This is a genomic window from Bradyrhizobium liaoningense, assembly GCF_018130955.1.
Classification (GTDB): Bacteria; Pseudomonadota; Alphaproteobacteria; order Rhizobiales; family Xanthobacteraceae; genus Bradyrhizobium; species Bradyrhizobium liaoningense_C.
In genome coordinates this window covers 29,274-52,196 of record NZ_JAFCJM010000033.1, presented here as the reverse complement: position 1 = coordinate 52,196, position 22,923 = coordinate 29,274, and the positions used below count along the sequence as shown (strand labels likewise).

20 protein-coding genes are annotated in these 22,923 nt (G+C 64.7%); 7 read left to right on the top strand and 13 right to left on the bottom strand.

The window, feature by feature from the left end; all coding sequences use genetic code 11:
* Positions 1-2 precede the first annotated feature (2 nt).
* From pncB to JQ632_RS24660, 4 genes are all read right to left on the bottom strand, one after another.
* Positions 3-1,307, bottom strand: a complete 1,305-nt coding sequence (gene pncB, locus JQ632_RS24675) for a nicotinate phosphoribosyltransferase (protein ID WP_212405184.1) — start codon at positions 1,305-1,307, stop codon at positions 3-5.
* A gap of 176 nt (positions 1,308-1,483) precedes the next feature.
* Positions 1,484-1,678 (bottom strand): DUF2783 domain-containing protein, encoded by a 195-nt coding sequence (locus JQ632_RS24670; RefSeq protein ID WP_212405183.1) that lies wholly within the window; start codon positions 1,676-1,678, stop codon positions 1,484-1,486.
* Positions 1,675-3,309 (bottom strand): FAD-dependent oxidoreductase, encoded by a 1,635-nt coding sequence (locus JQ632_RS24665; protein WP_212405182.1) that lies wholly within the window; start codon positions 3,307-3,309, stop codon positions 1,675-1,677. The genes JQ632_RS24670 and JQ632_RS24665 overlap by 4 nt, the downstream gene beginning before the upstream one ends.
* Positions 3,310-3,333: 24 nt before the next feature.
* Complete coding sequence (locus JQ632_RS24660) at positions 3,334-3,876, bottom strand: VOC family protein (RefSeq protein ID WP_212405181.1); 543 nt, start codon at positions 3,874-3,876, stop codon at positions 3,334-3,336.
* Positions 3,877-3,991: 115 nt separating this feature from the next.
* On the opposite strand from JQ632_RS24660, the gene JQ632_RS24655 reads away from it, so the two are divergent.
* Positions 3,992-4,477, top strand: coding sequence for a MarR family winged helix-turn-helix transcriptional regulator (locus tag JQ632_RS24655; protein ID WP_212405180.1), 486 nt, complete (start codon positions 3,992-3,994; stop codon positions 4,475-4,477).
* Between the two features lie 34 nt (positions 4,478-4,511).
* Here the strand turns inward: JQ632_RS24655 and JQ632_RS24650 are convergent, their stop codons facing one another.
* From JQ632_RS24650 to JQ632_RS24635, 4 genes are all read right to left on the bottom strand, one after another.
* On the bottom strand, positions 4,512-5,183 hold the full coding sequence (locus tag JQ632_RS24650) for a 3'-5' exonuclease (RefSeq protein WP_212405179.1): 672 nt from the start codon (positions 5,181-5,183) through the stop codon (positions 4,512-4,514).
* Positions 5,184-6,986: a putative nucleotidyltransferase substrate binding domain-containing protein gene (locus JQ632_RS24645; protein ID WP_212405178.1), complete on the bottom strand. Its 1,803-nt coding sequence runs from the start codon at positions 6,984-6,986 to the stop codon at positions 5,184-5,186.
* A gap of 108 nt (positions 6,987-7,094) precedes the next feature.
* Positions 7,095-8,786: a cation acetate symporter gene (locus tag JQ632_RS24640; RefSeq protein ID WP_212405177.1), complete on the bottom strand. Its 1,692-nt coding sequence runs from the start codon at positions 8,784-8,786 to the stop codon at positions 7,095-7,097.
* Positions 8,783-9,085 carry a DUF485 domain-containing protein gene (locus JQ632_RS24635; RefSeq protein WP_212405176.1) on the bottom strand — a complete coding sequence of 101 codons (303 nt, stop codon included), beginning with the start codon at positions 9,083-9,085 and terminating at the stop codon, positions 8,783-8,785. The genes JQ632_RS24640 and JQ632_RS24635 overlap by 4 nt, the downstream gene beginning before the upstream one ends.
* A 203-nt stretch (positions 9,086-9,288) precedes the next feature.
* Between JQ632_RS24635 and JQ632_RS24630 the strand changes: the two genes are divergently transcribed.
* Positions 9,289-9,459: a hypothetical protein gene (locus JQ632_RS24630; RefSeq protein WP_212405175.1), complete on the top strand. Its 171-nt coding sequence runs from the start codon at positions 9,289-9,291 to the stop codon at positions 9,457-9,459.
* Positions 9,460-9,468: 9 nt separating this feature from the next.
* Here the strand turns inward: JQ632_RS24630 and JQ632_RS24625 are convergent, their stop codons facing one another.
* Complete coding sequence (locus tag JQ632_RS24625; protein ID WP_212405174.1) at positions 9,469-10,371, bottom strand: helix-turn-helix domain-containing protein; 903 nt, start codon at positions 10,369-10,371, stop codon at positions 9,469-9,471.
* Between the two features lie 56 nt (positions 10,372-10,427).
* Between JQ632_RS24625 and pobA the strand changes: the two genes are divergently transcribed.
* Both pobA and JQ632_RS24615 read left to right on the top strand, forming a co-directional pair.
* The gene (pobA, locus tag JQ632_RS24620; protein WP_212405173.1) at positions 10,428-11,600 is read left to right on the top strand and encodes a 4-hydroxybenzoate 3-monooxygenase; all 1,173 of its coding nucleotides are present in this window, start codon (positions 10,428-10,430) and stop codon (positions 11,598-11,600) included.
* Positions 11,601-11,866: 266 nt separating this feature from the next.
* Complete coding sequence (locus JQ632_RS24615; RefSeq protein WP_249152503.1) at positions 11,867-13,540, top strand: tannase/feruloyl esterase family alpha/beta hydrolase; 1,674 nt, start codon at positions 11,867-11,869, stop codon at positions 13,538-13,540.
* A gap of 21 nt (positions 13,541-13,561) precedes the next feature.
* Here JQ632_RS24615 and JQ632_RS24610 read toward each other — a convergent pair whose 3' ends face one another.
* From JQ632_RS24610 to JQ632_RS24595, 4 genes are all read right to left on the bottom strand, one after another.
* Positions 13,562-15,712 (bottom strand): adenylate/guanylate cyclase domain-containing protein, encoded by a 2,151-nt coding sequence (locus JQ632_RS24610; RefSeq protein WP_212405172.1) that lies wholly within the window; start codon positions 15,710-15,712, stop codon positions 13,562-13,564.
* Positions 15,713-15,731: 19 nt separating this feature from the next.
* Positions 15,732-16,403: a hypothetical protein gene (locus JQ632_RS24605; RefSeq protein WP_212405171.1), complete on the bottom strand. Its 672-nt coding sequence runs from the start codon at positions 16,401-16,403 to the stop codon at positions 15,732-15,734.
* 152 nt (positions 16,404-16,555) lie between these two features.
* The gene (locus JQ632_RS24600; RefSeq protein WP_212405170.1) at positions 16,556-17,461 is read right to left on the bottom strand and encodes a transglutaminase family protein; all 906 of its coding nucleotides are present in this window, start codon (positions 17,459-17,461) and stop codon (positions 16,556-16,558) included.
* Between the two features lie 70 nt (positions 17,462-17,531).
* On the bottom strand, positions 17,532-18,527 hold the full coding sequence (locus tag JQ632_RS24595; RefSeq protein ID WP_409363513.1) for a helix-turn-helix domain-containing protein: 996 nt from the start codon (positions 18,525-18,527) through the stop codon (positions 17,532-17,534).
* 205 nt (positions 18,528-18,732) lie between these two features.
* On the opposite strand from JQ632_RS24595, the gene JQ632_RS24590 reads away from it, so the two are divergent.
* The 3 genes from JQ632_RS24590 (at position 18,733) to JQ632_RS24580 (ending at position 22,895) form a co-directional block, all read left to right on the top strand.
* Positions 18,733-19,719, top strand: coding sequence for a formylglycine-generating enzyme family protein (locus JQ632_RS24590; protein WP_212405168.1), 987 nt, complete (start codon positions 18,733-18,735; stop codon positions 19,717-19,719).
* A 252-nt stretch (positions 19,720-19,971) separates the two neighbouring features.
* Positions 19,972-21,636, top strand: a complete 1,665-nt coding sequence (locus tag JQ632_RS24585) for a thiamine pyrophosphate-binding protein (RefSeq protein WP_212405167.1) — start codon at positions 19,972-19,974, stop codon at positions 21,634-21,636.
* Positions 21,636-22,895 (top strand): FAD-binding oxidoreductase, encoded by a 1,260-nt coding sequence (locus JQ632_RS24580; RefSeq protein ID WP_212405166.1) that lies wholly within the window; start codon positions 21,636-21,638, stop codon positions 22,893-22,895. The genes JQ632_RS24585 and JQ632_RS24580 overlap by 1 nt, the downstream gene beginning before the upstream one ends.
* Positions 22,896-22,923 lie beyond the last annotated feature (28 nt).

Here is a 22,923-nt window from a genome sequence, read left to right as displayed (position 1 = left end):
CCTCACACCAGCACCGCCTTGCGCACCCGTCCGGCATCGCCGAACACGCGCAAGTACCGCTCGATCTCCGAGGCCATGCCGGTCGCCTTCTCCGGATTGTCGGACAGCTTCACCGCCGGCCTGCCGTCGACCGACGACACCTTGCAGACGAGCGAGATCGGATCGAGATTGATCGAGGCGTCCGGCGGGCAGCCGACGAAATCATTGGTGAGGTTGGTGCCCCAGCCGAAGGAGAGCCGCACCTGGCCGGTGAAGTGGTGATAGGTCTCCTCGATCGAGCCGACATCCATCGCGTCCGAGAACACCAGCAGCTTGTCCTTGGGGTTGCGGCCCTTCTTCTCCCACCACGCGATGATCTCTTCGCCTGCCTGGATCGGCGGCGCGCTGTCGGGGCGGAAGCCGGTCCAGTCTGCGACCCATTCCGGTGCATCGCGCAGGAAGGCTTTTGTGCCGAAGGCATCGGGCAGCGCGATCAAAAGGTTGCCGCCATAGGTCTGGCGCCACTGGTCGAGGATGCGATAGGGCGCCCAGCGCAACTCTTCGTCGTCCTTGGCGAGTGCCGCTGCCACCATCGGCAGCTCATGGGCGTTGGTGCCGATCGCCTCGAGGTCGTTGTCCATCGCCAGCAGCACGTTCGAGGTGCCGATGAAGGACGGACCCAGACCTTCCTTCACCGCCTCGACGCACCAGCGCTGCCAGAGGAAGCCGTGCCGGCGGCGGGTGCCGAAGTCGGATAGGCGCAGATTCTCGAGCTTGCGCAGCCGCTCGACCTTGGTCCAGAGTTTTGCCTTGGCGCGGGCATAGAGCACGTCGAGCTCGAACCGGCCGCGGCCCTTCATGGCCGAGCGCGAGCGCAGCTCGTTGAGGATCGCGAGCGCCGGAATCTCCCACATGGTGGTGTGGGTCCAGGGACCGTGGAAATGTAATTCGTACTGGCCGTCGACCTTCCGCAGCTCGTATTCGGGCAGGCGGAATTCGGCCAGCCAGCGGATGAAGTCGGCCGAGAACATGTGAGTCTTGCCGTAGAACGTGTTACCGGCAAGCCAGATCAGCTCTTTCTTGGTGAAGCGGATGGTGCGGGCGTGGTCGAGCTGGGCGCGCAGCTCGCCCTCGTCGATGATCTCGCCGAGCCGCACATGGCGGGAGCGGTTGATGACCGAAAAGGTCACTTTCTGATCCGGGTAGAATTCCCGAATCATCTGTAACATCAACAGCTTGTAGAAATCGGTATCGAGCAGGCTGCGGACGATCGGGTCCAGCCGCCAGCTGTGATTGTAGGTTCGGCTTGCAATGTCGGTCACGGTCATGGGCGAATTCTAGCGTGGCCGCCGCGGCGCAACCAGTGGGTTTGCCGAGGGTCAGGCTCTGCATGCCGGGCCGGTCTTGCGGAGCGCTCGCGCCGGGGCAGGCCTGGGTCCCAGCCTGCACGGCTCGGGCTCAACCGACGATGAGCTCGATTATCGGTGCCGCCGGGCAGACCAGGCTATCCGCCGGCGTTGCGCGCGTGGATAATCGCCTCGGAGAGCACGCCGCGGTCGCCGATGTGGTTGGCGAGCAGCAGGATCAACCGGGCGTTCATGCGCAGCGCCTGCTCCTCGTCGAGATCGCGCTGGCTGTCGATCAGCTCGGCGTAGAAGCCGTCGGGATCGGCGATGTTCGGCGAGCGGTTCAGTATCATGCCGCAATCTCCCCGTGCTGTGCCGGGACGTAGCCGGCCGTGCGCAACAGCGCGTCGGCGATTTTGGCCTCGTCGAACTCCGCCCAGCGTGCCGCGACGTATTGATCCGGTCGGAACAGATACGTGGTGCCGGCCGATGCGCCGTAGCGCGCCGCGAGAATTCCAGTCGTGTCGTCGATGTCGTGCCCGACCCGGATGATGCGGGCGGTGAGCGGGCCGACCGTCAGCAGCATCCGGCTCGTCGCATGTCCGAAGGTCACGATGGTGAAGCCGTCGCCGAGGCGATTGAGGAACCAGGCGGGCTTGCCGTCGATCGAGATCGGTGCATCCGCCGCGTTGGTGCCCGGGCGCATCTCGCCGGCGATCGTGTCGTCGATCGCCGTGTTGAGGGGCGAGGCGACGTAGGGCGTCGGCATCGAGAGCCGGCCGCTGTTGACGAGCGGACGGGCAAAGCCGCGATCCTGGGCCAGCTCCAGCACGGCGTCGCGGAAATGCCGGCTCACCCTGGTCTTCGGCGTGATGAAGTCGGTGGCGCGCGTCGAGTTCAGTAGATTGTCGTCGGCGGCAAAGGCGCGCTCGTCATGATAGCTGTCGATCAGCGATTCCGGCGCTTCGCCGCGCAGCACCAGCGCGAGCTTCCAGGCGAGATTGTCGATATCCTGGACGCCGGTATTGGCACCGCGCGCGCCGAACGGCGACACCTGATGCGCGGCGTCGCCGGCAAACAGCACCCGGCCATGACGGAAGCGGTCGATGCGTCGGCAGGCGAACTGATAGATCGAGACCCATTCGAGCTCGAACTGGGCATCATCGCCGAGCATTGCCTTGATGCGCGGGATGACGCGCTCCGGCTTCTTCTCCTCGTCGGGATCGGCGTCCCAGCCGAGCTGGAAATCGATGCGCCAGATGTTGTCGGCCTGACGGTGCAGCAGCACGGACTGGCCGGAATGGAACGGCGGATCGAACCAGAACCAGCGCTCGGTCGGAAACTCTGCTTTGATGGCGACGTCGGCGATCAGGAAGCGGTCCTGGAAATACTGTCCAGTGAACTCGGCCCCGACCATCTTGCGCGTATCGGAATTGGCGCCGTCGCAGGCAATCACCCATTGCGCCTCCATGGTGAAGACGCCGTCGGGCGTTTCCACCGTGAGCTCGGCGTGGTCGGCCTTCTGCGCGAGGCCGGTCAGCCGATGCTTCCAGCGCAGGTCGATCAGCGGGTTGGCGTCGCACCGCGTCACCAGGATCTCCTCCAGGTAATATTGCTGGAGGTTGATCATGGCCGGCATCTTGTGGTCGGGCTCGGGCAACAGATCGAACTGGTAGGAGAGCTGGTCGCGGAAAAACACTTTTCCGATGCGCCAGCTCACGCCGCGCGCGACCATCGGTGCGGCACAGTGCAGGCGGTCCCAGATCTCCAGCGGCCGTTTGGCGTAGCAGACGGCGCGCGAGCCGATGCTGACGGTGTCGTTGTCGTCGAGCACCACCACGCGCTGGCCGCGCGCCGCGCAATCGAGCGCGGCGGTCAGGCCGATCGGGCCGGCGCCGATCACCACGATCGGATACCGGCGCACGATGCCGTCCGCCTGCTCCTGCGAGCGCTGATAGCCGAATTTTGGATAGACGTAGGTCATCGTGTCCGTTTCCCCGCCGTGAGTTCAGCGTGCGTCCGCAAATTCCCTTTCGTGCATCCACGCGGTGTGGCGCGGCGGCCGCTTGGTGCGCGACCATTCCTCGACCATCTCATGCGCGACCGATTTCATGCGGTCGATCTGCTCGGGCGTGGCGGTCCAGGCCGCGATCTCCAGGCGATGGCCGCTCGGATCGCGGAAGTAGATCGACTTGAAGATGGTGTGGTCGGTGACGCCGACGACGTCGAGGCCGGCGGCTTCCGCGCGGGCCTTGGCCTGCTCGAGCTCGGCGAGGTCCTTGACCTGGAAGGCAATGTGCTGGGTCCAGTCAGGCGTATTGGGATCACGCCCCATCGGCGGCGAGTTCGGCAGCTCGAAGAAGGCGAGGATGTTGCCGTTGCCGGCGTCGAGGAAGATGTGCATGTAGGGATCCGGCGCCTTCGTCGAGGGCACCTTGTCCTCGGCGATGGCGCCGAGCAGGTCCATGTTCAAGACCTTCTTGTAGAAATCGACGGTGGCCTTGGCGTCGACGCAGCGATAGGCGACGTGGTGGATTTTCTCGATCTTCATGGCGTTTCGGGCTCCCTCGTTTCCATTTGCGAAAATAGTATCAAATGTTACGATTTGCCGGATTTGATCCGGATCAATCGTTCCGGAAGAATCTTTGCGAGGCTTGGGCGCGCACATGACGGGACGTTCGAACCAGGCGCGGAGCGGGGCGGCAGGAGCGGTGGACGGCGGCGCCGGGCTCGACCTCCAGCACTATTTTCCCTACCGGCTGGCCCGGCTCGCCGAGCAGGTGTCGCTGGCGGTGGCCGAGGTCTATTCCGAGCGTTTTGCGCTGACGCGGCAGGAATGGCGCGTGCTCGCGATCCTCGGCGCGCGATCGGAGATCGCGACCAAGGAGATCGGCCCGCTCACCACGCTCGACAAGATGCAGGTCAGCCGCGCCGTGCAGGGCCTCGAGGCGCGCGGCATCGTCAGCAGGACCTATGATCCCGCCGACCGGCGCGAGCGGATCGTCTCGCTGACGTCGGCAGGCCGTGCGCTCTATCGCAAGATCGTGCCGTATGCGCTTGAGCGGGAGGCGGGGCTGCTCGCGGTCTTGACTCCGGAGGAGATCAAGATCCTCGATCGTGCGATGCGCAAGCTATCGGCAGGGCTTGCGTAGCTGTCATGGCTTTCGGGCGCGGAGTGGGCCGCGGTCATGCGCCGGTCGGGTTGAACACAGGGCTGGTGCGTTGCCGCGCGATCCGCACATCGCGCTCGCCCATATCGCGTAGCTGGAGGAACATCATTGCGGTCATCAAGGCGTCGTCGAAGGCATCGTGCTGTGCAAGTGGCGGAATGCGAAGGTCCTTGAGGATGGCGGCGAACGAGAGGTCGATCGACGTGTTCGGGGGCGCATCGCCGTATTTGCGCTCGTAATAGAGCCGAGAAATCTCGATGCGCTCGTTCGGCAGCTCGATCCCAACCAGCGGAAGGATGTACTTGTTCAGCATGGCGACGTCGAAATCGACATAATAGCCTATCAGGGGACGCGCGCCGATGAAGCGCAGGAAGCTCGGCATCACCTTCCAGACGATCGGCGCCGCCTCGACGTCGGACTGACGCAGGCGGTGGATCTTGATGGCCTCCGCCCCCATCTCGCTGTCGGGGTGAACGACCGCCTCGAAATGCTCGCTGGTCAGGATCCGGTTGCCGCGGATCTTGATTGCGGCGATGGTGACGACGTCGTCCGTCCGCACGTTGAGACCGGTCGTCTCGCAGTCGATGACGACGAGATCGTCGTCCGGAGGGCGATCGAACATGAAGCGGTACGACTGGTCGCTCAGGGTCGCCTGGTGAAGCAGCCGTTTGATCCCACGAGGCAGCATCTAGAACATGCCGAGCTTGAAATGATGACGAACGATATCGCGAAACTGTTTTACCACCTGGAGCGCGTCGCGCAGCAGATGACGTTCCATGCTGGTTAGCTGTGCCGGCCTCACTAGCGTGCCCGACGTGCCGGCGGACGCCGCCAACTGTCCGTCGACCCGGAGCATCAGCATGAATCGGAAAGCCTGCTTCAGGTCGCGGCCAAAGTCTGCTCGCAGCACTCCAAGGTCGCACAGCCGCGATATCCGCTTGTCGGTGGAGGTCTCGCGCAGGCCATGCTCGAGGGCGAGGCTGCGAACGCCGTGCACGACCGGAAATATGCCGCCCTTCTTGAGGTCGAGCGCGTCCCCGGTGCCCTCGGAGGTGATCAGGTTGTTGAAGAGACCGATCGGCGTTTCGAAGGCATCGATCGCACGCGCGAAATGGGCAAGGAACGCCTGCTCGCCCCGGATCAGGTCGATCAGCGCCGTCTTGGCGCTGTCAAGCAAATGCGCGCTGCCGGCGAAAGCCTGCGCGTCATAAATGATGGCCACGTTCATATGCGAGGTCGGCTCAGGAATCGTGACCCAGCGGCGGAAATCCGCAAGATAGTCGGATAGCGGCCTGGACCATGCCGGATTGCTCACCATGATGTTGCCGGGACAGGGCGGAAAACCGAAGCTCTCCAGAGCGCCAGAGAACTCGTTCCGGAACGACTCCAGTATCTCACTTTCGACCGGGCTCCCGAGGATAAGACCGTTGTCCTGGTCGGTGCGCATGGTCTGTTCGCCGCGCCCCTCACTGCCCATCACGATCAGGCAGCTGCTGGTCCGCAGCTCGGCTGGCGCGACCATTTCGAATAGTCTGGACATCAGGCGCCGGTTGAGGTCTGAGACGATCTCGGCAATCACCTCCACCTTGACGCCTTGCCGCCGCAGCAACCGCACCTGCGCTTCGATCTGGCGCGCGGCGATCGCCAGATCCTGTTGACTCGAGGCCCGATCGATGCGGCCGGCAATGACCTGGGCGCTGCCTGCCAGGAAGCCAAGGAGGTCGATCTCCTCGAGGATGCCGACAAACCGTTCGCCATCGTGAACCGCGAGGCGCCGCTTGTTGTGTTTCGTCATGAGCAACAGCGCCGAGGAGACGAAATCGTCGGGCCGCACCGATACGATGTCGAAATTCGCGAGTTCGCGCACCGGCGCCTGGATGGACTGGCGCCGCAACACCACCGCTTTGGACAGGTTCATGCCCGTCACGATGCCAATTCGCTCACCGTCGCGGACGAACAGTGCATTGCTGTCGATCTCGCGCATCTGATGACCGGCCGCTTCGATCGTGTCGCTCGCGGCCACAAACGATGGAGCATGCAGAAAGAGTTCACCGACCTTTGCATTCATCAGCGAGCCGTAGCGCCTGGCTTCCTCGTCGTTTGCAAGCTCATCCAGCTTTTGCGAAATTTCGCGGTAGAAGAACGCGGCGAAGCGCGCATTGGCCTTGATCAGGTCAAGGGCAGTCTTCCTGGGGATCAAGTAACAAAGCGTCTCATCGCGGGCGATGAATCCATGCCCGTTCTGGTCGTGGACGAGCGCGCGGCTGTCGAAGGTATCCTTCGGGCCGAGCAGTGCGAGCAGACCGGCCTCGTCCCGCTCCTCGACCGTGCCCTTGATGACGACATAGAGGGCATCCGCCGGAGTATCGCTGCCGATGATTGCCTCGCCCGGGCGGAAGTAGGCGATATCGAGCGACGCCCGCAGCGTCTCGGCCTCGATCGGCGTCAGACGATCGAACGGCGGGTTGCTGATGTCGAATGCCTTGGGCATCTCGGCGTTCCGAAGACGTGGGACAGTTCAGAACCGGACGGCGACGAACGAAGGCACCGGCCGGTCCACGGGCCCGGCCGGTGCCAAAGCGTGTTCCGCAAAACTATCCTAGTGCGTCGTTGCGGCCGCCGCCCCGATGCCGGTCTGGCTTCGGACATATTGTGCATCAAAGCCTTCGCGGTCGGTAGCGGCGCGCCTGCTGCGATCCAGCACGGAGAACAGCCAGATGCCGGCAAACGCGAGCGCCATCGAGAACAGGGCTGGATTGTCCAGCTTGATCGGTGCCGAGCCCTTTGCGTAGCCGAGCGTCACCTCCCACACGGCCGGCGAGAGCACGACGCCGACCACGGCGCTGACGAGGCCGAGGAAGCCGCCGATCAGCGCGCCCCGCGTCGTCAGGCCCCGCCAGAAGATCGACATCACCAGCACGGGGAAATTGCAGGAGGCGGCGATGGCGAAGGCAAGCCCGACCATGAAGGCGACGTTCTGGTTCTCGAACACGATGCCCAGGAAGATCGCCAGCACGCCGAGGACCAGCGTCGCGATCTTCGAGACGCGGATCTCGTCCTGCTCATTCGCATTGCCGCCCTTGATCACCATGCCGTAGAGATCGTGACTGATGGACGAGGCGCCAGCGAGCGCCAGTCCCGACACGACGGCCAGAATAGTGGCAAAGGCGACGGCCGAGATGAAGCCGAGGAACAGGTTGCCGCCGACGGCGTTCGCGAGATGGATGGCCGCCATGTTGGAGCCGCCCTTGATCGCCGCGATGCCGCTCTTGGTCTTCTCGAGAATGGCGCCGTCGAGGAACGCCGCATCCGTGGAGACCAGCGTGATCGCGCCGAAGCCAATGATGAAGGTCAGGATGTAGAAATAGCCGATGAAGCCCGTGGCGTAGAACACCGACTTGCGCGCGGCCTGGGCGTCCTTCACCGTGAAGAAGCGCATCAGGATGTGCGGCAGGCCCGCCGTTCCGAACATCAGCGCCAGGCCGAGCGAGATCGCGGACAGCGGATTGGAGATCAGGCTGCCAGGCTCCATGATCGCGAGCTTCTTGGGATGCACCTCGGTTGCCTTGGTGAATAGGGCTTCCGGGCTGAACCCGAACTTGTAGAGAACGGCACCGGCCATGAACGTCGCGCCCGAGAGCAGCAACACGGCCTTGATGATCTGCACCCAGGTCGTGGCCTTCATTCCTCCGAAGGTCACGTAGATCATCATCAACCCGCCGACCAGGACGACCGCGATCCAGTAATCGAGACCGAACAGGAGCTGGATCAGCTTGCCGGCTCCGACCATCTGCGCGATCAGGTAGAATGCGACGGTCACCAGCGAGCCGCATGCCGCCAGGATGCGGATGTCGGTTTGTCCGAGACGGAACGACGTGACGTCGGCAAAGGTGAACTTGCCGAGATTGCGGAGCTGCTCGGCGATCAGGAACGTGACGATCGGCCAGCCCACGAGCCAGCCGACCGAATAGATCAGGCCATCATAACCGGAGGTGTAGACCAGACCCGAAATGCCGAGGAAGGAGGCCGCCGACATGTAGTCGCCGGCGATCGCGAGTCCGTTCTGAAAGCCGGTGATGCCGCCGCCGGCCGAGTAGAAATCCGCCGCCGATGCGGTGCGTTTTGCAGCCCAATAGGTGATGGCCAGCGTCAGGGCGACGAACCCGACGAACATGCCAATCGCCGACCAGTTGGTCGCCTGCTTGGCGCCGGCCTCGATGGCGCCCGCGGCGAGCGCGACGGAGGGTACGCTCGCGAGCAGGAATGCCGATAGCCAGGAAACCTTTTTCATGAGCGGTTGGCCTCCAGGATCTTGCGGATGAGCGTGTCGTAGGCGGAATTCGCGGTGCGCACGTAGATGCCGGTCAGCACGAAGGCGAGCACGATGACGGACAATCCGATCGGAATGCCGATTGTGGTCACCCCGCTCCCCAGCGGCGTTCCAAGGAATTTAGGTGCGTAGGCGACCAGCAGGATGAAGCCGAAGTAGATAACGAGCATGACAAGCGACAGCGTCCAGCCCAGCGACGAACGTCGTCGCACCAGCTCCTGGTAGTTCGGATCGCTTTCAATCTTTGCAAGGTTGCTCACATCAATGATCCCTGGAGTTCTTCCGGTTGAGACAGCACTCTGCCTGATGGAGGCCCGACTAGATTGTGTCGCCGGCGAAGCGGGCTCCATGATCCAGATCAAGCACGGGTCGATGCCGGGGAATACTTTCGAAGTAGGTCCGGCGGATTGCGCGATCAGGGGCAACTTCCCTGTCAAATATTCGCAGACCCGCAGATGCGAGAGTGCGTCCGCCCGGCGCGAGCGCATCGCTGACGTCTGTGGGCCGCGCGCTCTACCGCCGGATCGTGCCAGATGCGCTTGCGCAGGAAGCGAAGCTGCTCGCGGTGCTGACGCCGGAGGAGATCAAGATCCTCGATCGCACAATGGCCAGGCTGTCGGCGGCGCTGCCCTAACGGCTGCCGTCACTCGCCGCCGTGGATCTGGGCGCGAAACGCACTGGGGGACAGGCCCGTCGCCAACGTATAGACGCGGCTGAAATAGGCGGGATCCTCGAAGCCGAGCGCGTAGGCGATCGTCGACACCGGCAGGTTGGTGTAGACGAGGTTGCGCCGCGCCTCGCGGATCAGGCGGTTGAGGATGAGATGCGAGGCGGTGTCGCCGGTCGCCACGCGCGTGATGCGGTTGAGATGCGTCGGTGTGACCGAGAGCGCGTCCGCGTAGTCGGCGACGCTCCAGCGTTTCAGGTGATGCTCTTCCAGGAGCGCCTCGAAGCGGCGGAACAGGACGGATTCGGCGGCCCCGCCACCAAGGCTCTCGCCGGCGAGCGAGCGCGCCACCAGCCCGATCACGGCGGCCGACAGCGCGCGCAAGAGATGCGCGCGGCCGAAATTCCGCGCGGCGTGCTCGGCAAAGATCTGCTTCATGGTGGCGCGGATCTGCGGCGTCCCGCGCAGCACGGCGGATTGGGACAGCACCGCGCGCAGGCCCTCGGAGGCGAGCAGCACCTCGTCCAAAATTTCGGCGGCGATGGTCAGCACCCAGCCCTGCGTGCCCGGGATGAAACGGAAGCCGTGGACGTGGCCGACCGGTACGTTGACGATCTGCATCGGCTTCAAGGTGTGAACCCGCCCGTCCAGCGTCGCCTCGCCGCCGCCGCGCTCGACCAGGAGGACCTGGTGCAGCCTGGCGTGGCGGTGCACGGCGAACGTCCAGTCGTGCAGCACCGAGCGGGACGTAATCGTCTCGCAGTGCACCACGTCCGGCAGATCGCCGGACTCCCCGAACAGGTTGAAGACCTGGATGGATGATTTTGACGGCAGGGTTCCCATGTTCGAATTGTACAAGACAAAGGCCGATCCCTCCATCGGCTTGCAGGCCCGTTTCTGCGAAAAATTCGCAACACCGGGAGGAGGAGGTCGCAATGAAGGTTCAGGTCTGCATCATCGGCGGCGGGCCGTCGGGGCTCTTGCTGTCCCAGCTTCTGCATCTCAAGGGCATCGACACCATCGTGCTCGAGAAGTACAGCCGCGAGCATGTGCTGGCCCGAATCCGCGCCGGCGTGCTCGAGCACGGCTTTGCCAAACTGATGCGCGAGGCCGAGTGCGGCGAGCGGATGGACCGCGAGGGCGAGATCCATGACGGCTTCGAGATCGCCCATGACGGCGTGCTCGACCGCGTCGACCTCCACAAATATTCCGGCGGCAATTCGGTGCTGGTCTACGGCCAGACCGAGATCACCCGCGACCTCTACGAGGCGCGCGACCGGATCGGCGGCAAGGTCGTGCACAATGCCGAGGACGTGACGCCGCACGACCTCAAGTCGGACAAGCCCTATGTGACCTATCGCGCGAATGGCGAGACCGTCCGCGTCGATTGCGATTACATCGTCGGTGCCGACGGTTTTCACGGCGTCAGCCGCAAGTCGATCCCGAGCGACGTGCTGCGCGAGTATGAGAAGGTCTACCCCTTCGGCTGGCTCGGCGTGCTGTCGCGCACCAAGCCGGTCAACCCCGAACTGATCTATGTGAAGCACGAGCGCGGTTTTGCGCTGTGCTCGATGCGCTCGCAGGTCTTGAGCCGTTACTACGTTCAGGTGCCTCTCACCGACAAGGTGGAGGACTGGTCGGACGACGCGTTCTGGGCGGAGCTGAAGCGCCGCCTGCCGACGGAGGTCGCCGGCCGCCTCATCACGGGTCCGTCGATCGAAAAGAGCATCGCGCCGCTGCGCTCCTTCGTCGCAGAGCCCATGAGCTATGGCCGTTTGTTCCTCGCCGGCGATGCCGCCCACATCGTGCCGCCGACCGGCGCGCGCGGGCTCAACAGCGCGGCCTCCGACATCTACTACCTCTACCACGCGATGCTCGCGCATTATCAGAAAGGCGACGATTCCGGCCTCGAGGGCTATTCCGCCAAGGCGCTGGCACGCATCTGGAAGGCCCAGCGCTTCTCATGGTGGATGACCATGATGCTGCACCGTTTCCCCGACCGGATCGAATATGAGGACAGGCTGCAGCAGACGGAACTGTCCTATCTGTTCTCCTCCGAGGCAGCGCAGCGCATGCTCGCGGAGAATTATGTGGGTCTGCCGTTCTAAAGCATGATCCGGAAAAGTGCGCAGCGGTTTTCCATCGCGACAAACGCGGAACGCGTTTGCGCGGAGATCATGCCCAAACAAAGAGCCAAAGCGCGATGATGATTCGACCTAAGGCCATCGCGCTTTAGCCCGCAGGCGCGACAGGCGCGAGCAGCTCTTTTTGCCATCCATTGATCGAGACCCGTTGCGGGCCTGTGACCAGGCCTGCACGCAAGAAGCAATTGCGGCTGAAACGGCCGCAGCAGAATTTGGGAGGAGCGAGGACGATGTCGAGAAGCTACTTGTTGATGAATATTGTCGCGGCGACAGTGCTGTTTCCAGCGATTTGCCAGGCGCAGCCGGCGACCGACGCCTGCGCGAAATTGAAGGAAGGGATCGAGGCGGCGAAGATCGGTCTGCCGAGCGGCGGTGCGACCATCGATTCGGCGGAGCTGGTTCAGTCCGCGCCTCTGGCGCAGGCCCAGTTGCCGTTCGGACCCTTACCGCCTTACCTCGCGGTCGTGCCGGCGGTTCCGGAATATTGCAAGGTCGTGGGCGCGATTGCGCCGGTTGATCCCAAGGCTCCGCCGATCCGTTTTCAGGTCAACCTTCCGACCGATTGGAACGGATCATCGGTGCAGTTTGGCGGTGGCGGCTTCAACGGCACGCTGATCACGGGCCTGGGCTTGCCGCCGCTTGCGCCCGCTGATCATCCCTCGCCGCTGGCGCGAGGGTTCGTTACCTATGGCACCGATTCGGGGCACCAGATGGCGCCGAACGTGCCGATTCAGGCTTTCGCTCTGAACGATGAAGCCCTCACGAACTTCGCCTACGCCGCCTACAAGAAAGTGCGCGACGTCGCCGTCGTGCTGATGCAGCGGCGCTACGGCAAGGCTCCTGCCAAGCTCTACTATGTCGGCTTCTCGGAGGGCGGTCGCGAAGGCCTCACCATGGCCCAGCGCTTTCCAAACGATTTCGACGGAATCCTGAGCGGCGTGCCGGTCATCAACTGGGTTGCCCTTCAGACTGCCGGAACGCGCATCGGCATGGCGCAGTTTGGCGGCGGGTGGATCGATCCCGACAAGGTCAAGGCCGTGCATGAGGCGGTACTCGCGGCATGCGACAAGCTCGACGGCCTCGCCGACGGCATCGTCAGTAATTACGAAGGGTGCAAAAAGACCTTCGATTCTGCCAGGCTCGCATGCCGGCCCGGATCAGACACTGCGTGCCTGTCGGAGACGCAGCTCAAGGTCGTTGATCGGCTGCATGGTCGGTCGCCACTGGGATTTGCGGCTGCCAACGGCCTGGATAGCTATCCGGGCTGGGGATTTGGCGGCGAAGCGGCGGCGGGCACGGGCCCGGTTGGCGGCTGGGTGGGCTGGGAAACCGGCGCTGCCGCGCCGACCCTGCCGCCCGGACCGACCGGCAGCCGCGCCTGGCTCTATGGCAGCGGGGCGGTACAGTACTTCTTTGCGCGCGATCCGAACTATGACGCGACCAAGTTCGACCCTGCGCAATTGGCGGATCGGATGAAGGAAGTCTCGTCTCTGATGGATTCGACAGATCCTGATCTCTCCGTCTTCGCGACGCGCGGCGGCAAGATCATCATGTTCGAGAACATGGCCGACTACGCCCAAAGCCCTTACGCGGGCATCGAATACTACAAGTCCGTGCAAGCCAAGATGGGTGTGGCCAAGGTCGACGACTCGTTGCGACTCTACGTGGCGCCCGGCGTGGATCACATGGGAGCCGGTGCCCCCGCGACCGTCGATCTCTTCGAAGCTCTGACGCAATGGGTCGAGAAGGACAAGGCGCCTGGTGAGATGACGCAGGTGCTGCAGGAAACGAAGCCGCCCTTCTCCGTGACGGCTGCACGTCCGATGTGTCGCTATTCCGCCTATCCGCACTACCAGGGCGGCGACGTGAACAAGGCTGAAAGCTTCAGGTGCAACACGCCGTAAGGCCGGTGCGGCAGTCGGCCGTCACTTGCCTTCGAGCGTGTTGACGGGCGTCCAATCCGGGGGCGGCGGATTGGACGCCAATTCTCTTGCGCGCGTTTCGAACAGCGCCGATGGCCGGTCGGTCGCAGCGACCCGGGTGAAGCAATCGGCAGCCTTGGCGAACTCGCGCGCCCGCCAATGCGCGAGGCCTTCGGCATAGGCTGCAGCCGCATTCGCCTGCGCTGGTGTTTCCGCCCCACGCTCCGCCAGTGGCTCGTAGATCCTGACCGGCTCGTCGCGGCCTTTGACCCTGATCGAGTCGAGCTCGCGCCAGGCAAAGGTCCCACCGGTCTGCGCCACCGTCATCTCGGAGGCCATGATCGAGGTGCCCAGATATTTGTTGGCGCCCTCGAGCCGCGAGGCGACGTTCACGGTGTCGCTCATGACCGTGTAGTTGAAGCGGCGGCGCGAGCCGATATTGCCGACCACGGCCTCGCCGGTGTTGAGCCCGATGCGATGGGCAAGCCCTCGGCCCCGGAATGCGGGATGGCTGCGGTTGAGCTCGTCGAGGCGGTCGCGGCATTGCAGCGCCGCACGCACGGCGTGGCCGGCGTGATCCGAATCGTCCGCCGGCGCGCCGAACACCGCCACGATGGAATCGCCGACATATTTGTCGACATAGCCGCCATGGCTCTCGATGATGTCGGTCATCTCGGAGAGATACTCGTTCATCAGCGCCACCAGCTCGGTCGGCGTCATCTTCTCGGAGATCGAGGAGAAGCCGGTCAGGTCGGAGAAGAAGACCGTGACATTGCGCATCTCGCCGCCGAGCGCCGGCATCTTGCCCGACGCCACCATGGTGTCGATCACCTGCGGCGCGAGGTAGAAGGCAAAGCTCTTGCGCAGGAAGCGCTCCTCGCGGTCGGCAATGACGAAGCGATAACCGATCATCAGGGCGCCTGCAGCAAGGCCGGCGAGCGCGGGCTCGGTCAGTGGCAGCGCAATCGCGTGAACGAACAGGGCGACGGCACAGGCCGCATAGACGACGGTGACGGCGAGCCACGCGATGATCGTGCCGGCCGGCGCGAGCAGGCACGCGGCGAACGCAATCAGTGCCGCGGCGAGGATCGCGATGATGCTCCGCCAGGGAAAGCCGAGCTCGGACACCGCATCGCGCTCCATCAAATTGCGCACGGCGGTCGCGTGCACGAAGACGCCGGCGATGTCGCTGCGGGCAGCAGTCGCTGTCTGTGCGGGAGCGGGCAGGGCGCAGCGTGGCGCGGGTGCGCCATCACGGCTGCCGCCAAGCCGCATCGAGGTCAGCTTGCGGTCGTCGAAATTGAGCACGGTGCCGAGGATTACGACCTTGCCGCCAAACGCGTTGCGGAAGAACTCTGCATCGCCCTTCTCGACGCAGGCGCGCAGGTCGGCGAAGGAAAACGACGGGACGTCGCGGCCGGCGCCGCGAAAGTTGAGGGTGAGCGTGTTGGGCCGGGTGCTCGGGATCGCGTAGCCGGCAAGTTTCACCGTGCCGTCGGACGAGATCTCGGGCGTTGCCCCGAGCGCGCGCGAGGCGAGCTCGAGTGCCATCAGCGGCACGGGCTTGCCATCGATGGTGAAGGTCAGCGGCATCCGGCGGATGACGTGGTCGGAATCGGTATGGACATTCAGTGCGCGGACGTTCTGCGGGCGCGCCGCAAGAACCTGTCCGGGGAAGGGACGCTCCGGACGGTCGTTCTGGATGTCGCCCAGCACGAGCTTGCCGGCATCGGCTCCTTGCCGAAGCGTGCGCAGGTAATCCCGGTCAAAGCCCTTCATGCGGGTGCCCAGCGGCGCGTCGCCGAAGGGAATCTCCGATTGCTCGATCGAGGACTTGAAGATGACGTCGAAGCCGATGACGCGGGCCCCGCCGTCCATGACGGCGTTGAGCACCCGGGCGAGCTCGCGCGTCCAGGTGATCGTCGGGGAGTCCTTGAAGGGCGGGGTCTCGTAGCTTTCCTGATCGATCGCCAGGACGACCACCGGCGAGGCCGCGGGGTCCCTGCTGTCGCCGACGAGCCTTGCGCGCAGCCCGGTCAGGATGTCGAGCGAGAGTCCCTGCAGCGTGGCGAGCGGCGGCGACGTGAAGACGATCCCGCTGATCACAGCGATCAGCGCCGCCGCAACGATGTCCCGCCTGCCAATTCGCCGCATCGCGCCCCGGTGCGGCCGTCTACTCTAGCCGCAAGAGGCGGCCGACGATCGGCGTCGGCGACGTCGTCGCCTTGGCATCGACCTGGAAAGTGAAGCGGTGCGTTCCGAGCGTCGCCAGATAGGTGCCGCCGGGCGTGAGCGTCTTGCCGGCCTTGGCGAAGTCGTAGAACTTGCCGCGCACCATGATGTTGCCGGTCAGCGGCACGCTGAACTGCTCGCCCTTGGCGTCGATCCGTTCGATGCTGAGCGTGCCGCCGCTCTTGGCCTCGACCAGCGGCGCGACGCCGTAGAGCGTGGTCAGCTTCTTCGGCGCAGCGCCCGGCTTGTCGGACTTCATGGTGCGGAAGGTGGTTGCCGCGCTCTGGTTCGCCTCGCGCTCGGAGAGCTGCGCGGCATTGGCGTCGCACGGCACCTTGACGCGCTGGACGTCGCCGAGCTGGACCGCGCTCTGCTCGGGGCCGACCTGCACGACGCCGCCGGTGATGGTCTCGCGCCAGCAGGATTTCAGATAGCCGAGCACGAGCGTGCCGTTCGGTGCGAGCTTGATGATCTTGCCGGGTGCGACATAGTCCATGAACTCGACGCCCTGGACCTTGCCCTGCACGTCTTCGACGATTGCGGCCGGGGTTTCAGCGGCGGCAGGCGCCGCAAGGCAAAAGAGGCCGATCACGGCTCCGGTCAGGCGTTTCATGGCTGTCTCATCCAACTCGATCTTGGTCCGGTTCACGACCTAGCAGAGCGCCAGGATAGCAAGTGTGACTGGAATCACGCTTCCTATTGGTGCACTCTATATCGATTAGGTTCAAGGTGCGCGCCCCCGCGCCGCGCGCGTCAGGTGACCCGTTAACCCTCTGACGGATCTTCGAATTCTCCGATCTTGCGGACCGCGATGCTGACCGACATGCCGAGATAGTCCTTGGCCTCGCCGAACCAGGAGCCGGCCAGCGGAATCGCCTGAGCGGGATGGCGGGCATAGGCCACCGGGATCAGGTCATAGCCGGCGCTGATGCTGTTGGTCGGATCGTAGTCCCGCCAGCCTGCGCCCGGGAGGAACACCTGGAGCCAGGCGTGGGTGGCACCCGACCCGATCATGCCCACAGCGCCGCCGTCCAGTGCCGCGTCGTACAGATATCCGCTGACGAAACGGCAGGCGAAGCCGAGCCGGCGCAGCGCCTCGATCATGAGCCAGGCATAGTCCCGGCATGTGCCGGATTTGGTGCGCAACGTCTCCGCCGGCGACTGCGTTCCTTCCGTGTCGCGTGCGCGATAGCTGAAGTCGCGACGGAACGCCGCCATCATCCGGTCCAGAACGTCGGTCGCGCGATCCTGGTCGCCGGCAACGAAGCTCTTGCTCCACGCCGCGACGCTGGCGTCGTTATCGTCGTCATGCGGGCGCAGATAGCCGGCAAGATCGGTCCACTCGTCCGGCGTATACTGCACCGGCACTTCCTCGGCGCGCGGCTCCAGGTTAAAGCCCTCCAGCCTCTTGATGCCGAAATAGACGCCGCGGACCTTGAAAGTGAAGGTCAGCTCCGTGCCAGGCTCGCTTGGCTCGATCACCGTGACGCTGTTGGAGCGGGAATCGCTGATCCAGTGGATCTTCGAGGCAAGGTTTGTTCGTGCCGACCAGCTGAGGAGCCGGGCCGCCGAGCCACGCCAAGGCAGAAACATCGCCCGATGCGTTCCAAAACTGACCGGGTTCGCATACCGATAGGTCGTGATGTGCCTGATCTCGCCGAGTATCGCCATGGCTCGCCCTCACGAAGGCGTGGAACGGCAGCACTGCAGGCCGAATAGTCCGCCCGGCGTTTGATCCACATCAAGCGTTTTGCGCAACGCTCAAGCCGGCTCCCTGCGGGGCGACGAGTTCGTGCGCCGGAACGCCCAGGGTCTGGGACGGATATTCGCCGAACATCGTGTGGTAATAATGCGAGAAGCGTCCGAGCTCGTAGAAGCCCTGCTGCATCGCGACCGTTGACACGGTCGTGGTGCCCGGACGGCTTTCGCGCAGGATCGAGTGAATGGTGCACAGGCGCTTGTGGCGCAGGAAGGTCACCGGCCCCATGCCGAACACCTCCTGGAAGGCGCGGTGCAGCGTGCGGCGCGAGACGTGCAGCGCTGCGCAGATCTCCGAGATGTGGACCGGCCGCATGCCGGATTCGTCGAGATAGTGCTCGACCTTGCCGATCAGCCGTCTCGCCGCCGGCAGCCAGCCGCTGTCGTCTGATGGCAGCGAGCAGATCACATTGGCGGCCATGCATTCGGCGATCGATCGCCGCCAGAACTCGGCGGCAGGTTCCGTCAGCGCGGCGTGGTGCTCGGTCAGTTTCACGACAATTCTGGCGAGGCGAACCGCGGCGGCCGGCCCGAGCGCGGGATCGGCCCGAAAATGGTTTTTGCTGCGCCAGTACTCCGGATCGTTCAATCTGTGTTGGCCGGCAAACACCTCGGCGACCTCGTCGAGGTCGAGGCGCATGGCCGCATAGGCGGACGCGCCATGAAAGATGCCGTCATGCTCGAGCAGCGGCGGGATCACCAGCACGTCGGACGGCTGCATGTCGAACGACCAATGGGCGACGCGGTCCTCCGCCTTCAGCAGCATGCCGATGATCAGCTTCTCGTCGCTGGCGATGCGCCGCGTGCGCATGCCGACATTGAACGAGCCGATGCTGAGTGAAAAATCCCCGATGCCGATATGAGACAATGTGCCGCGCAGCTTGCCGCGGCCGAGCTGCATCACGTCGACATGCGTGCCGTGGACCGCTTGATGCAGGCCCTCGAAACCGTCGAGCCGGCGCGAATCAACGTGAAGCATCCCCATGCGCGTACTCTCGAACTGAAGCGCGACAATTCTGCGGCATCTGCCGCCGGACACCATCATCCCGATGTTGGCACAAATTGCACGTCACATTCCCGAAAACTTCAACTAGCCTTTGCAACCTGGGCGATCACGTTCGCTGCGCGCCGATGCAGCCGCCTTCTTAGGCAGGCGGGAAGGTGGTCGTAAGTGGGGTTCCACGATGTTGTGGGCGGACGTCGATCATTGCGAGTGGCGGCCTGACGATGAGAAGGCCGGCGAGATGGTCTTCGTTCCCGGCGGCACCTTCCTGATGGGCTCCGATCGTCACTATTCCGAGGAAGCGCCCAGCCATCCCGTCGCGCTCGACGGCTTCTGGATCGACCGCACGCCGGTGACCAATCGGCAGTTCAAGGAATTCGTCAACACGACCGGCTACGTGACGACGGCGCAGATCGTGTCGGAGGATCTCTCCGGAACGTTGACGGGTGCGCTCTATGCGGGTTCGCTGGTGTTTGCGCCGCTCCCGCATGTTACCGATTTCGGCGACGGGCGTCAGTGGTGGACGCTGATGCGCGCCGCCAACTGGCGGCATCCCTACGGCCCCGGCAGCAGCATCAGGGATCTCGACGATCATCCGGTCGTGCACGTCGCATACCGGGACGCGGCTGCCTACGCGACATGGGCCGGCAAGGAGCTGCCGAGCGAAGCCGAATGGGAATATGCCGCGCGCGGCGGGCTCGACGGCGAGGAATATGCCTGGGGCAACACCCTGACGCCCGGCGGGCGGCACATGGCGAACATCTGGCAGGGCGACTTTCCCGCGCACAATCTCTGCGAGGACGGATATGAACGCACCTCGCCGGTGACGGCGTTTCCGCCGAACGGTTACGGCGTCTATGATATGATCGGCAATGTCTGGGAGTGGACCTCGGACTGGTGGTCGTCGCATTCCACGTTCGGTTCGCACGGACCGTGGCAGGTTTCGCGTAATCCGCGCGGCGGCAGCGAGGCCGGCAGCCACGATGTCGGCGCGCCGCAGACTGGCAGTCCGCGAAAGGTCTTGAAGGGCTGCTCGCATCTTTGCGCGCCGAACCATTGCCGTCGCTACCGTCCGGCCGCGCGCCGCCCGGAACAGGTCCATACCTCGGCAAGCGATATCGGATTTCGCTGCGTGGCCCGCCTGCGGCCCGGCGCCCGGTCCCGCTAAATCGTTTCAGCGTGCGCGCTGGCCTGCCGTCGGCTAAATCGCTCCGTATTTGCCGAAACCTTTGTCAAGCGCGTTGCACAATCTGCTGCGAGTTCGCCGAGCCGCGCGTGCTGCTCGGCGGGCCTGCGGGCTCGCAGGGCTGCTCTGAGCCCTTTCAGTCTTGCGCCGCATTTCCGTCTATCCTACGCCAGCCCGGAACAAAACTTGCGCGCCGCGATCGAGCGCGTCGCAATAGCCTTGCAGGGAGCCGTCATGACCATTCGCAACGCCCGCACCGGGGGCCAGATCCTGATCGACCAGCTCGTCGCGCAGGGGGTGGAACGGGTCACTTGCGTGCCGGGCGAAAGCTATCTCGCGGCACTGGATGCGCTGCATGACAGCCCGATCGACGTGATGATCTGCCGCGCCGAGGGTGGCGCCGCCATGATGGCGGAGGCCTATGGCAAGCTGACGGGCCGCCCTGGCATCTGCTTCGTCACTCGCGGGCCGGGTGCGACCAATGCCAGCCATGGCGTCCACATCGCGCTGCAGGATTCGACGCCGATGATCCTGTTCGTCGGCCAGGTCGACACCGGCATGCGCGAGCGCGAGGCGTTCCAGGAGCTCGACTACGAGGCGGTGTTCGGCACGATGGCGAAATGGGCCGTCGAGATCGACCGCCCAGATCGTATCCCGGAACTGGTGGCGCGCGCGTTCCGCGTCGCGCTGCAGGGCCGTCCGGGCCCGGTCGTGATCTCGTTGCCGGAAAACATGCTGACCGAAACCGCAGCTGTGGCCGATGCCCCACGCGTCGAGCCGGCCGTAAGCTGGCCTGCGCCGGCTGACATCGAGCGTCTCGGCGCGATGCTGGCCAGTGCCAAGGCGCCGGTCGTCATCCTCGGCGGCTCGGGCTGGACCGCCGAGGCCGCCAGGGGCATCGCGCGCTTCGCCGAGCGCTTCGATCTGCCGGTTGCGACCTCGTTCCGCCGTGCCTCGCTGATCGACGCCGATCACTCGCACTATGCCGGTGATCTCGGCATCGGCCCGAGCCCGGGCCTCAAGGCGCGCATCACCGGCGCCGACGTCATTCTCCTGATCGGCGGCCGCATGTCGGAGATGCCGTCCTCGTCCTACACGCTGCTCGACATCCCCGTGCCCAGTCAGAAGCTCATCCATGTTCATCCCGGCTCGGACGAACTCGGTCGCGTCTACCAGCCGGCGCTCGCGATCCAGGCGACGCCGACGGCGTTCGCCGCCGCCGTCGAGACTCTGAAGCCCGCAGCCGCGCCCGCCTGGAAGGGCGAGGCGGCCAAGGCGCACAAGGACTATCTGGAATGGACGGAGACCGCGCGCGAGCTGCCCGGCGCGTTTCAGTACGGCAAGGTCATGACCTGGCTGCGCGACCGCCTGCCGAAGAACGCGATCGTCTGCAACGGCGCCGGCAACTATGCCGGCTGGCTGCACCGCCATCACCGCTTCCACGCCTTCGCCTCGCAGCTGGCGCCGACCTCGGGCTCGATGGGTTATGGCGTGCCGGCCGGCGTTCTCGCAAAGCGGCAATATCCCGACCGCGTCGTCGTCGCCTTTGCCGGCGACGGCTGCTTCCTGATGAACGGGCAGGAGTTCGCGACCGCCGTGCAGTATGACGCAGCGCTCATCGTGGTCGTGATCGACAACGCGCAATACGGCACCATCCGCATGCATCAGGAACGCGATTATCCCGGTCGCGTCGTCGGCACTCAGCTCAAGAATCCCGACTTCGCGATGTACGCAAAAGCCTTCGGCGGACATGGCGAGCGCGTCGAGCGCACCGAGGATTTCGCGCCCGCCTTCGAGCGGGCTCTCGCCTCCGGCAAGCCGTCGATCCTGCACTGCCTGATCGATCCGCGCGCGATGTCGGTCGGCAAGGATTTCGTTCCGCAAGACAAGGCGCGTTGATGGGCCGCCACGTTGCAATCATCGGCGCCGGCGCGATCGGCGTCATCAGCGCCATCGAGGCGCTGCGCGAGGGCCATCGCGTCACGTTGATCGACCCCGGCGAGCCCGGTGGCGAGCAGGCGGCGAGCTATGGCAATGCCGGCTGGTTGTCGTCGCATTCGGTGATCCCGCCGGCCGAGCCCGGCGTCTGGAAGAAGGTGCCGGGTTATCTCCTCGATCCGCTCGGGCCGCTCGCGATCCGCTGGTCGTATCTGCCGAAAGCGCTGCCCTGGCTGATCAAATATCTGCTCGCGGGCTGGACCGAGGCGAAGATCGAGAAGACGGCTGTCGCGATGCGCGATCTCCTCAAGGACGCGCCGCTCCTGCACCGCAAGCTCGCGGAAGAGGCCGGCGTCCCCGAATTGGTCGAGCGCAACGGCGTGATGCATGTGTTTCCGTCGCGTGACAATTTTGACGGCGATCTCGGCTGGCGCATCCGCAAGCGCGTCGGCGTCGAATGGCTGGAGCTTGACGCCAACGAGATGCGCCAGCGCGAGCCCGATCTCGATCCGCGCTACAAGTTTGGCGTGGTGGTGGAAGAGGCCGGGCGATGCCGCGATCCCGGCGCCTATGTCGCAGCGCTCGCCGCACACGCACAGGCAAGCGGTGCGGAATTCGTGCGTGCGAAGGCGACCGGCCTCAAGCTCAACGGCAACAAGCTCGCCGCTGTCGTCACCGAGACCGGCGAGATCCCCTGCGATGCCGCGGTGGTCGCGGCAGGTGCGCGTTCAAAGCTGCTCACGGCTTCCGTCGGCGACGCGTTGCCACTGGAGACCGAGCGCGGCTATCACGTGATGATCGAAAATCCGGAGGTCGGTCCGCGCAACTCGATGATGGTCTCGGACGCCAAGATGGTCGTGAACTGGACCAACAAGGGGCTGCGCGCCGCCGGCACGGTCGAGATCGGCGGGCTCGACGCCGCGCCCAACTGGAAGCGCGCGGAGATTTTGCGCGACTATCTGGTCGGCATGTTCCCGAAATTGCCGAAGAACATTCCGGCCTCGCGCATCAAGATGTGGATGGGCCATCGCCCGAGCATGCCGGACGGGCGCCCCTGCATCGGCTATTCACGGGCCTCGCGCGACATCGTCTACGCTTTCGGCCACGGCCATGTTGGCCTGGTCGGCTCGGCCCGCACGGGGCGATTGGTCGCGCAGCTCGTGAGCGGCACGGCGCCGGAGATTGCGCTAGAACCGTTCGCGCCCGCGCGCTTTTTGTGATCTCTGTTGCAAGCTACGATGGAGGACG

Excerpts from the sequence above, each read along its gene's own strand:
- JQ632_RS24655 (WP_212405180.1), top strand. The coding sequence starts at position 3,992 with ATGACGGGACGTTCGAACCAGGCGCGGAGCGGGGCGGCAGGAGCGGTG.
- pobA (WP_212405173.1), top strand. The coding sequence starts at position 10,428 with ATGAAGGTTCAGGTCTGCATCATCGGCGGCGGGCCGTCGGGGCTCTTG.
- JQ632_RS24660 (WP_212405181.1), bottom strand. The coding sequence starts at position 3,876 with ATGAAGATCGAGAAAATCCACCACGTCGCCTATCGCTGCGTCGACGCC.
- JQ632_RS24585 (WP_212405167.1), top strand. The coding sequence starts at position 19,972 with ATGACCATTCGCAACGCCCGCACCGGGGGCCAGATCCTGATCGACCAG.
- JQ632_RS24610 (WP_212405172.1), bottom strand. The coding sequence starts at position 15,712 with ATGCGGCGAATTGGCAGGCGGGACATCGTTGCGGCGGCGCTGATCGCT.
- JQ632_RS24590 (WP_212405168.1), top strand. The coding sequence starts at position 18,733 with ATGTTGTGGGCGGACGTCGATCATTGCGAGTGGCGGCCTGACGATGAG.
- JQ632_RS24650 (WP_212405179.1), bottom strand. The coding sequence starts at position 5,183 with ATGCTGCCTCGTGGGATCAAACGGCTGCTTCACCAGGCGACCCTGAGC.
- JQ632_RS24670 (WP_212405183.1), bottom strand. The coding sequence starts at position 1,678 with ATGATACTGAACCGCTCGCCGAACATCGCCGATCCCGACGGCTTCTAC.
- JQ632_RS24665 (WP_212405182.1), bottom strand. The coding sequence starts at position 3,309 with ATGACCTACGTCTATCCAAAATTCGGCTATCAGCGCTCGCAGGAGCAG.
- JQ632_RS24645 (WP_212405178.1), bottom strand. The coding sequence starts at position 6,986 with ATGCCCAAGGCATTCGACATCAGCAACCCGCCGTTCGATCGTCTGACG.
- JQ632_RS24580 (WP_212405166.1), top strand. The coding sequence starts at position 21,636 with ATGGGCCGCCACGTTGCAATCATCGGCGCCGGCGCGATCGGCGTCATC.
- JQ632_RS24605 (WP_212405171.1), bottom strand. The coding sequence starts at position 16,403 with ATGAAACGCCTGACCGGAGCCGTGATCGGCCTCTTTTGCCTTGCGGCG.
- JQ632_RS24625 (WP_212405174.1), bottom strand. The coding sequence starts at position 10,371 with ATGGAGGGATCGGCCTTTGTCTTGTACAATTCGAACATGGGAACCCTG.
- JQ632_RS24595 (WP_409363513.1), bottom strand. The coding sequence starts at position 18,527 with ATGCTTCACGTTGATTCGCGCCGGCTCGACGGTTTCGAGGGCCTGCAT.
- JQ632_RS24615 (WP_249152503.1), top strand. The coding sequence starts at position 11,867 with ATGTCGAGAAGCTACTTGTTGATGAATATTGTCGCGGCGACAGTGCTG.
- pncB (WP_212405184.1), bottom strand. The coding sequence starts at position 1,307 with ATGACCGTGACCGACATTGCAAGCCGAACCTACAATCACAGCTGGCGG.
- JQ632_RS24600 (WP_212405170.1), bottom strand. The coding sequence starts at position 17,461 with ATGGCGATACTCGGCGAGATCAGGCACATCACGACCTATCGGTATGCG.
- JQ632_RS24640 (WP_212405177.1), bottom strand. The coding sequence starts at position 8,786 with ATGAAAAAGGTTTCCTGGCTATCGGCATTCCTGCTCGCGAGCGTACCC.